The sequence below is a fragment of the Micromonospora sp. 4G55 genome (assembly GCF_016803375.1).
Genome location: NZ_JAEVHN010000219.1, coordinates 1 through 9,203 on the forward strand (window position 1 = coordinate 1; position 9,203 = coordinate 9,203).

The following is a 9,203-nucleotide window of genomic DNA, read 5'->3' on the forward strand; positions in this document are numbered from 1 at the left end:
CAGCGGCTCCTCGGCACGGCGGGGAGCGGGCGCCGGATCACAGGCGGCCAGCAGCACGGCGAGGACGCCGAGCACCGCGAGCACGCGCCGAGTGGACACGCGTCGATGCTAACCACCGACGGTGGTTTCCGGGACCCGGCGGGCCGACCGGTGTCAGGCGGTCGGCTGGGCGACTCGCCGCCGGCGGTCTCCGCGAGGATCCGCTCGGCGACCTCCTTCATGGTCATCCGGTGGTCCATCGCCGTGCGCTGGATCCACTTGAACGCCTGCGGCTCGGTCATCCCGTACGTGGTCATCAGCGCGCCCTTGGCCCGCTCGACGGTCTTGCGGATCTCCAGCCGGTCGGTGAGGCCGGCGACCTCCGACTCCAAGGCGGCGATCTCCGAGTAGCGCGACAGCGCGATCTCCACCGCCGGCACCAGGTCGCTCTTCTGGAAGGGCTTCACCAGGTACGCCATCGCGCCCGCCGCCCGGGCCCGCTCCACCAGGTCGCGCTGGCTGAACGCGGTCAGGATGATCACCGGGGCGATGCGCGCGCCGGCAATCCGCTCGGCGGCGGCCAGCCCGTCCATGATCGGCATCTTGATGTCGAGGATGACCAGGTCCGGCTTCAGCTCCTCGGCCAGCCGGACGGCGGTCTCGCCGTCACCGGCCTCGCCGACGACCTCGTAGCCCTCCTCGACCAGCATCTCGGCCAGGTCCAGCCGGATGAGCGCCTCGTCCTCGGCGATCAGTACGCGCCTGCGCTCGGCGTCCGTCTGCGTCTCGGCCACGAGCCACTCCCACCAGTCTGTGCTCGACACCCGCCGTGCCGGGTGTCGCCGCCCTTAGCGTAATGGGTAACCTGGTGGGGCCGAACTACAGAAGCCCCTGTAGCCCAACCGGCAGAGGCGCGATTCTCAAAAGATCGACAGTGTGGGTTCGAATCCCACCGGGGGCACCGATAGTGTCGTACGGGCGTTCGAAAATGCCCGTATGCATTCACCCGAGTTGCGCGCGCGTGCGCGAGAGCTCTACCTCTCCGGCGCAACCGTCGCTGACGCCGCCCGCGGTGTCGGGCTCTCCTATCGCACCGTGTGGCACTGGTGCCGGGACCGGCCCCAGCCGGTCGTCCAAGGGACGGCTCTGCGCTGCTTCCGCTGCCAGCCCGGCGTCGACAATCCGACAGATCCGGCCGCCTACAGCTACCTGCTCGGCCTGTACCTCGGCGACGGCCACCTGGTCACCTCGGCTCGGGTGCCAGTGCTGAGGATCACGTGCAGCAACGCCTGGCCCGACCTGATCAGTGCCTGCGACGCGGCCATGCGATCGGTGCTGGCAACCAAGGTTCAGCACGTCCAGCAGCAGGGGTGTGTCAACGTGCAGAGCTACGGCAAGCACTGGCCGTGTCTGCTGCCCCAGCACGGGCCGGGCAAGAAGCACGAGCGGCCGATCGTCCTCGCCGACTGGCAGCGCGAGATCGTCGAGCGCCGCCCGGGTGACTTCCTGCGGGGCCTCTTCCACTCCGATGGCTGCCGGGTGAGCAACCGGGTCACTGTGCGCGGCAAAAAGTACGTCTATCCCCGCTACATGTTCACCAACGAGTCCGCCGACATCATGGGCCTCTGCCAGTGGGCCCTGGACCTGCTCGGCATCGCCTGGAAGATGAACCGCCGCAACTCCCTCTCCGTCGCCCGCCGCGAGGCGTCGCGGCCCTCGACCGGCACGTCGGCCCGAAGTCGTAGGCGGGGTGGTCAGATCACCCCGAGCGCCCGCTCCAGGTCGGCCCGCAGGTCCTCCGGGTCCTCCAGCCCGACGGAGATCCGCAGCAGCCCACCACCCGGCTTGGCCTCCCCCGCCACCGGCCGGTGGGTGAGCGAGGCCGGGTGCTGGATCAGGGTGTCCACCCCGCCGAGCGACACCGCGTGGGTGATCAGTTCGCAGGCGCCGGCGACGGCCGCGGCGGCGGGCGCGCCACCGCGTACCTCGAAGGCGAGCAGGCTGCCGGTGCCGGACATCTGGCGGCCGACCAGGCCGGCCGGGTCGTGGACCGAGGGGTGGTGCACCCGGACGACGGCCGGGTGACCGGTGAGCCAGCCGGCGAGCTTCTCCGCGCCGGCCTGCTGGGCGCGGACCCGCAGCGGCAGCGTCTGCAGGCCCCGGTGCAGCAGGTACGCGCCGAGCGGGTGCAGCACGGCCCCGGTGACGGCGCGACCTGGCGCAGTCGGGCGGCCCAGTCGGCGTCGCAGGCGACGACGCCGGCGAGCACATCACCGTGGCCGCCGATGCTCTTGGTGGCGCTGTGCAGCACGAGCGCGGCGCCGTGCCGGGCGGGCTGCTGGAGCACGGGCGTGGCGACGGTGTTGTCGACGAGCAGCGGGACGTCGCCGGCGGCGGTGGCGAGCGCGGCGATGTCGACCAGGTCGAGGGTGGGGTTGGCGGGCGTCTCGACGATCACCAGGGCGGTGTCGGGGCGGACGGCGGCGGCGACCTCGTCGGGGCGGGCCCAGGTGACCTCGGTGCCGAGCAGTCCGGTGGCGAGCACGTGGTCGGTGCCGCCGTAGAGGGGGGCGGACGGCGACGATGTGCCGTTTGCGTCCCGGGTGGCGGCGAGCAGCGCGGCGGTCAGGGCAGCCATGCCGCTGGCGAAGGCGACGGCCGCGGCGGTGCCCTCCAGTTCGGCCAGGGCGGTCTCGAAGCGGGCCACCGTGGGGTTCCAGAGCCGCTGGTAGACGGCGCTGGCGCCGGCCGGGAGGGTGCCGCCGGTGGCGAGCAGCTCGTACGCGTCGCCGCCGCCCTCGACCGAGGGCAGCGGGTTGGTGGTCGAGAGGTCGATCGGCGGCACGTGGACGCCGAGGCCTGCGAGATCGTCGCGGCCGGCGTGCACGGCCCGGGTGTCCACCGTCGTCATGCCGGAAGCGTCGAACAATAGGCCGCATGTGAGCAATAGAATCGAAGATGATTCTGTAGAAGTCGCTTTCGCTGTCGCAGCATTCGCGGAAGGATGTTCACATGCCCCCTGCACCGAATGATGTGCGGCCGTTCGCCGCGCTGGACGACGTCGACCGAGCGATCCTGACCGAGCTGGCCGCCGACGGCCGGTTGCCGAACAACGCCCTCGCCGAGCGGGTGGGGGTGGCCCCCTCGACCTGTCTGACCCGGACGCGGGCGCTGCGCGACTGCGGGGCGATCCGCGGCTTCCACGCGGGAGGTGGACCCGACCGCGGTGGGGTTGCCGTTGCAGGCGCTGGTGTCGGTCCGGCTGACCGCGCACGAGCGGGCCGCGGTGGACGCCTTCCGGGCCCGGTCGGTCCGACTCCCGGGGGTGGTGTCGGTGTTCCACGTGGCCGGCGCGGAGGACTACGTGCTGCACGTGCGGGCGGCGTCCGGGGACGCCCTGCGCGACTTCGTGCTCGACCACCTGGCGGTGGACCCGGCCGTGCAGCACACCCAGACCAGCCTGATCTTCGAGCAGGCGCGCGGCATGGGCTGACGCCGTCCGCCGCGCCCACTCCGGGCCGACGCCCTTGGTCGGCGGCCGGAGGCGGACCACGTGGCGGAGCGGGAAGATCGGGCACACTTACCCGGCGAGGGGAACAAATCCGGCGCGCGGCGGGTTGGCCACAGCCGTGATCGACGTACCGATGTCTGTCCTTGACCTTGCGCCCGTCGCCCGTGGGGCGTCCGCCGGGGAGGCCCTGCGGGCCACCACCGAGCTGGCCCGCCGCACCGAGGAGCTGGGCTACCGCCGGTTCTGGGTGGCCGAGCACCACAACATGCCGGCGATCGCCAGCTCCGCGCCGGCGGTGCTGCTGGCGCACCTGGCGGCGCACACCTCGACGATCCGGCTGGGGTCCGGCGGGGTGATGCTGCCCAACCACGCGCCGCTGGTGGTCGCCGAGCAGTTCGGCACCCTGGAGGCGCTGCACCCGGGCCGGATCGACCTGGGCATCGGCCGCGCGCCGGGCACGGACCAGGTGACCGCGCTGGCGCTGCGCCGCACGATGGAGGGGCTGTCGGCGGAGGGCTTCCCGCGCGAGCTGGCGGACCTGATGAACTACTTCAGCGGCGACGAGCCGGGGCAGATCACCGCCACCCCGGGGCTCGGCCAGTCCCCCGCGGTCTGGCTGCTCGGGTCCAGCGGCTTCAGCGCCCAGCTGGCCGGGCTGCTCGGGTTGCCGTTCTCGTTCGCGCACCACTTCAGCGCGCAGCACACCCTGCCCGCGTTGCAGCTGTACCGGCAGAACTTCCGCCCGTCGCGCTGGCTGGAGCAGCCGTACGCGATGGTCGCGGTGAACGTGGTGTGCGCGGAAACCGACGAGCGGGCCGAGTGGCTGGCCGGGCCGAGTGCGCTGTCGTTCCTGAAGCTGCGCTCGGGGCGGCCCGAGCCCCTCGCCACGCCCGAAGAGGCGGCGGCGTACCCGTACAACGAGTTCGAGCGGGAGTTCGTGCGGCAGCGCCGGGACGGGCAGGCCATGGGTTCGCCGGAGACGGTCCGGCGGCAGCTCGGCGACCTGCTGGCGCGCACCGGCGCGGACGAGCTGATGATCACCACGATGGTGTACGACGTCGCGGAGCGGGTGCGCTCCTTCGAGCTGGTCGCCGACAAGGTGGCCGGCGGGCTCACGCGGAATGCCTGAAACACGCTCTTCATACCCACGTCACCCCAGCGTCGCGTGCCGCGCCTAACTTAGTCAGCGGTGGTGGTACGGCACTCCCGGTCGGGACGGGTCGGGGGTGCTGCGGTGTGGAGCACCGGGTCGCCAGTGGTGCGGATTCCGCGACTGGCGACCCGGTGCCTACCGGATCGGGGCGACGGCCTCACCGCAGGTAGATGTTCGGCGTGGGCGGGGTGCCCATGCGTCGCCGATGAAGTAGCCGGTGTGCGGTGGCTGGTTGTAGGCGGTGTTCTGCCACGCCACCGAGACCCGGTACTGCGGGTCGTGCATCAGAGCGGGGATGCGCAGGCCGGTCGGGGTGGGCGTGCTGTAGATCCGCAGCGCCCGACTGTCGGTGGTGGGCCAGACGATCTCCTCACGCCAGTCGCCCAGCAGGTCGGCGGAGATCGACGGGGTGGCCTTGGTGCCGTTGATCGAGGTGACGCCGCTGCCGGTGAGCAGCCGGCTGTCGCCGCCGGTGCCGTACCTGGTCACGTACGTGCGGTCGAGCAGCTCGCGGACCGGGTCGCCGTCCCACCAGACGAGGAAGTTCGTCGAGGACGGCTTGCGGCCGACGGTGCGCCCCCGGGTGTCGAGCAGCCCGTCGACCGCGGACGACCAGGACTCCGCGTCGGGGCTGCCGGCCCAGACGTCGTCGGAGACGCCGCGACCGTTGTCACCGGCCGGCGCGGTCTGCCAGAGCACCTGACCGGTGCGGGCGTCCGCCAGCCACGAGCTGGGCTTGCTGCCGTCCTCGTCGACCTTGAACACCTCCAGGCCCGGACGGCTCGGGTCGAGGTCGCCGACGTGCATGGCGTCGCCGTGGCCGTTGCCGGTCGACCAGAGCAGCCGGCCGTTGTCGTCGATGGCGGCCGAGCCGTACACGACCTCCTGGCGGCCGTCGGCGTCCACGTCGGCCACCGACAGGTTGTGGTTGCCCTGCCCGGCGGCGGCGCCGTTGCCGGAGGCGTTCGAGTCGAAGGTCCAGCGCCGGGTCAGCGTGCCGCTGCGGAAGTCCCAGGCGGCGAGCACCGCACGGGTGTAGTAGCCACGGGCCATCACCAGCGAGGGACGCTGCCCGTCGAGGTACGCGGTGGCGGCGAGGAACCGGTCGACCCGGTTGCCGTACGAGTCGCCCCAGGAGGAGACGGTGCCGCGCGGCGGGTCGTAATTGACGGTGGAGAGGGCCGCGCCGGTGCGACCGTCGAACATGGTCAGGTACTCGGGTCCGCTGAGCACGTACCCGCTGGAGTTGCGGTGGTCGGCGGCGGCCGAGCCGATCACCTGGCCGGTGCCGGAGCGGGTGCCGTCGGCGGTCTTCATGGCCACCTCGGCGCGGCCGTCGCCGTCGTAGTCGTACACCTGGAACTGGGTGTAGTGGGCACCGGCGCGGATGTTGCGGCCGAGGTCGATGCGCCACAGCCGGGTGCCGGTCAGCGTGTAGGCATCGACGAAAACGGTGCCGGTATAGCCGGACTGGGAGTTGTCCTTCGCGTTGCTCGGGTCCCACTTGAGCACGAACTCGTAGCGGCCGTCGCCGTCGAGGTCACCGACGCTGGCGTCGTTGGCGGCGTAGCTATACGCCTCCCCGGTCGGGGTGGTGCTGCCGGCCGGCGGCTGGATCGGCACGTCGAGGTAGCCGGCGGGGAACTGGAGGGCGGGCGCCGACGCCGCCTGCTCGGCGCCGTTCACCACGGCCCGCACCGTGTACGCCGCGCCGGCCGCCGCCCTGTCGTCGAGGTAGCTGGTGGCGCCGGTGATCGGGCTGCCGTTGACCCGGGTGCCGCCGCGGTAGAGGTGGAAGGACACGCCGGCGGTCTCGGTGCCGAGCAGCCGCCAGGAGACCAGGTTGCCGGTGCCGGACCGGACACTGACCAGCCCCCGGTCAAGCTCTTCCAGCTGCTTCGCCCCGGCCGGCGGCGTGGTCGGTGGCGGGGTCGTCGGCGGTGGGGTCGTCGGCGGTGGGGTCGTCGGTGGCGGGGTCGTCGGCGGTGGCGACGCCGTGGTGGGTGTGGTCGCGCCGGTGCAGGTGGTGCCGTTGAGCGCGAACGCGGCCGGCGCGGGGTTGCTGACGTCGTTCCAGGTGGCGTTGAAGCCGAAGGTCGCGGTGCCGCCGGTGCCGATGGCGGCGTTGTAGCCGGCGTCGCGGGCGGTGACCTGGGCGCCGGACTGGGTGACGGTGGCGTTCCACGCCTGGGTGACCTGCTGCCCGGCCGCGTACGACCAGGTCAGCGTCCAGCCGTTCACCGGGTCGCCGAGGTTGGTGACGGCCACGTCGGCGCCGAAGCCGCCGCCCCACTGGTTGGTGATCCGGTAGTCGACGCGGCAGCCCGCGGCGGCGGCGGAAGCGGAGATCGTCGTGAGGGTGCAGGCGACCAGGATGCCGGCCGCGGCGGCGGCGAGCAGGGCGGTACGGCGTCGTGCAGTGCGGGGATACACAGATGCCTCCGGAGAGGTCAGGCGCGCGGGGACGCGTGGGGTCCGACGGCTCGCCCAGGGCCGGCGGGAGGCGTCCGCCGCGCTGGCGGCGGTGAGCGGACATCCATCGACGTCCGCGTTTCGGCTCCGGCGCACCGAGGATGCTAGGACACCGCTTTCCTACACGCAACGGCAGGCGCTCACCCCTTGCCCGCGCCGGATCGGTTTGGTCGACTCGTCGGATGGCTGAGCACATGGACCCGGACGAGTTCCGCCGCGCCGGGTACGCGGTGGTGGACTGGATCGCCGACTACTGGACGACGCTCGGGAAGCGTCCGGTGACCTCGCAGGACCCGCCCGGCGCGGTGGCGGCGGCACTGCCCGCGAGCCCGCCCGAACACGGCGAGCCGGTCGAGGCCGTGCTCGCCGACCTGGACACCCTGATCACTCCTCGGCTGACCCACTGGCAGCACCCCGGGTTCTTCGGCTATTTCCCGGCCAACACCTCCGGCCCGAGCGTGCTCGGTGACCTGGTCAGCTCCGGGCTCGGCGTACAGGGCATGCTCTGGGCCACCGGCCCGGCCTGCACCGAGCTGGAGACGGTGCTGCTGGACTGGCTCGCCGGGCTCATGGACCTGCCGGAACGGTTCCGCTCCACCGGCCCGGGCGGCGGGGTGATCCAGGACTCGGCCTCCTCGGCCACGCTGGTCGCCACCCTGGGCGCGCTGCACCGGGCCAGCGGCGGCCGGTGGCGCGCGGTGGGCATCGACCGCCGGTACCGGGCGTACACCTCCACCCAGGGGCACTCGTCGATCGAGAAGGCGGCGCGGATCGCCGGGCTGGGCGAGGACGGGGTCCGCCCGATCGAGGTGGACCCGGAGACGCTGGCGATGCGCCCGGCGGCGCTGCGGGCGGCGATCGAGGCCGACCGGGCCGCCGGGGACGTACCGGCGATCGTGGTGGCCACCATCGGGACGACCTCCACCACCGCCGTGGATCCGCTGCCGGAGATCGGCGCGATCTGCGCCGAGTACGGCGTCTGGCTGCACGTCGACGCCGCGTACGCGGGGGCGGCGGCGGTATGCCCGGAGCTGCGCTGGTCGCACGCCGGGCTGGAGCACGCCGATTCGTACTGCTTCGACCCGCACAAGTGGCTGCTCACCGGCTTCGACTGCGACGCGTTCTGGGTGGCCGACCGGGGCGAGCTGATCGAGGCGTTGACGGTGATGCCGGAGTTCCTGCGCAACGCCGCCACCGAGTCCGGCGCGGTGATCGACTACCGGGACTGGCAGGTGCCGCTGGGACGGCGCTTCCGGGCGCTGAAGCTCTGGTTCGTGCTGCGCTGGTACGGCGTCGAGGGGCTGCGGGCGCACATCCGCACCGGCGTCGCGCTGGCCGACCGGTTCGCCCGCCGGGTGGCGGCCGACGACCGGTTCGACCTCGCCGCGCCGCACCCGTTCTCGCTGGTCTGCTTCCGGCTGCGGGCCGGCGACGAGGCGAGCGCCGCGCTGCTGGAGCGGGTCAACGGCACCGGGCGGGTGCACCTGACGCACACCCGGGTCGCGGGCGGTACACGCTGCGCCTGGCGGTCGGCTCGCCGCTGACCGCCGAGGAGCACGTCGACGAGGCGTGGGACCTGCTGGCCGCCGCGGCGACGGACGTCCTCGCCGGCTGAAGCGCCGGCCCGCCGTCGCCGCCCGCCGTTACCGTCGCGTCGCCGTCGCCGTCGCCGGAGGGCAGTTACTGCGCGAGCGTGATACCTCAGAGGCATTTTGATGCCTCTGAGGTATCACGCTCATTCCCACGTTGCCTTGGTCCGCAGATACGCAGCGTCACCGCGGACGACTTCGAGCGGTCGAGGGGCGAGGGTCGACGAGCCCCGGATGCCGCCTCTGCGGATGCCGGCGGCCCGGAGACAGGACGGGGCGGCCAGGACAGGGCCGGCCAGGACGGCGGCCGCCAGGACGGCGCACCGTGCCGAGCTCCGGCGAGTCGGCCCTGCCACGCGCCCCCGAACGAATGGCGAACGTGATTCCGATCAGGCCGTTGCCGTCGATGGGGCGACCGGCCGGCCGGGGCGATCTGGCGAGGTCGGCGCGAACACCGGGCCACGCGTCAAGCGGGCCCGCAGCGTACCCGGAGGGGGGG

General features: G+C 72.8%; 2 protein-coding genes, 1 tRNA gene and 5 pseudogenes. 5 read left to right on the forward strand and 3 right to left on the reverse strand.

What is annotated here, in order from left to right; translation table 11 throughout:
- Positions 1-167: 167 nt before the first annotated feature.
- A pseudogene (locus tag JNW89_RS18565) lies at positions 168-773 on the reverse strand (ANTAR domain-containing response regulator); the annotation flags it as partial.
- Between the two features lie 93 nt (positions 774-866).
- On the opposite strand from JNW89_RS18565, the gene JNW89_RS18570 reads away from it, so the two are divergent.
- Together JNW89_RS18570 and JNW89_RS18575 are read left to right on the forward strand one after the other, a co-directional pair.
- Positions 867-940 (forward strand) — tRNA-Leu (locus JNW89_RS18570).
- Positions 941-975: 35 nt separating this feature from the next.
- A pseudogene (locus tag JNW89_RS18575) lies at positions 976-1,044 on the forward strand (hypothetical protein); the annotation flags it as partial.
- A gap of 689 nt (positions 1,045-1,733) precedes the next feature.
- Here the strand turns inward: JNW89_RS18575 and JNW89_RS38855 are convergent.
- Positions 1,734-2,890 (reverse strand): annotated as a pseudogene (locus JNW89_RS38855) (trans-sulfuration enzyme family protein).
- A gap of 101 nt (positions 2,891-2,991) precedes the next feature.
- On the opposite strand from JNW89_RS38855, the pseudogene JNW89_RS18590 reads away from it, so the two are divergent.
- Positions 2,992-3,472: pseudogene (locus JNW89_RS18590) on the forward strand (Lrp/AsnC family transcriptional regulator).
- A gap of 151 nt (positions 3,473-3,623) precedes the next feature.
- Entirely contained in the window at positions 3,624-4,619 is a 996-nt protein-coding gene (locus JNW89_RS18595; protein ID WP_238449874.1) for an LLM class flavin-dependent oxidoreductase, read from the forward strand.
- Between the two features lie 181 nt (positions 4,620-4,800).
- Here JNW89_RS18595 and JNW89_RS18600 read toward each other — a convergent pair.
- Positions 4,801-7,076, reverse strand: a pseudogene (locus JNW89_RS18600) (cellulose binding domain-containing protein).
- A gap of 221 nt (positions 7,077-7,297) precedes the next feature.
- On the opposite strand from JNW89_RS18600, the gene JNW89_RS18605 reads away from it, so the two are divergent.
- Positions 7,298-8,659 carry a pyridoxal-dependent decarboxylase gene (locus JNW89_RS18605; protein ID WP_238449876.1) on the forward strand — a complete coding sequence of 454 codons (1,362 nt, stop codon included), beginning with the start codon at positions 7,298-7,300 and terminating at the stop codon, positions 8,657-8,659.
- The last annotated feature ends 544 nt before the right edge of the window (positions 8,660-9,203 follow it).

Bases quoted from the DNA above. Each gene is read 5' to 3' on its own strand.
- JNW89_RS18595 (WP_238449874.1), top strand. From the start codon at position 3,624: ATGTCTGTCCTTGACCTTGCGCCCGTCGCCCGTGGGGCGTCCGCCGGG.
- JNW89_RS18605 (WP_238449876.1), top strand. From the start codon at position 7,298: ATGGCTGAGCACATGGACCCGGACGAGTTCCGCCGCGCCGGGTACGCG.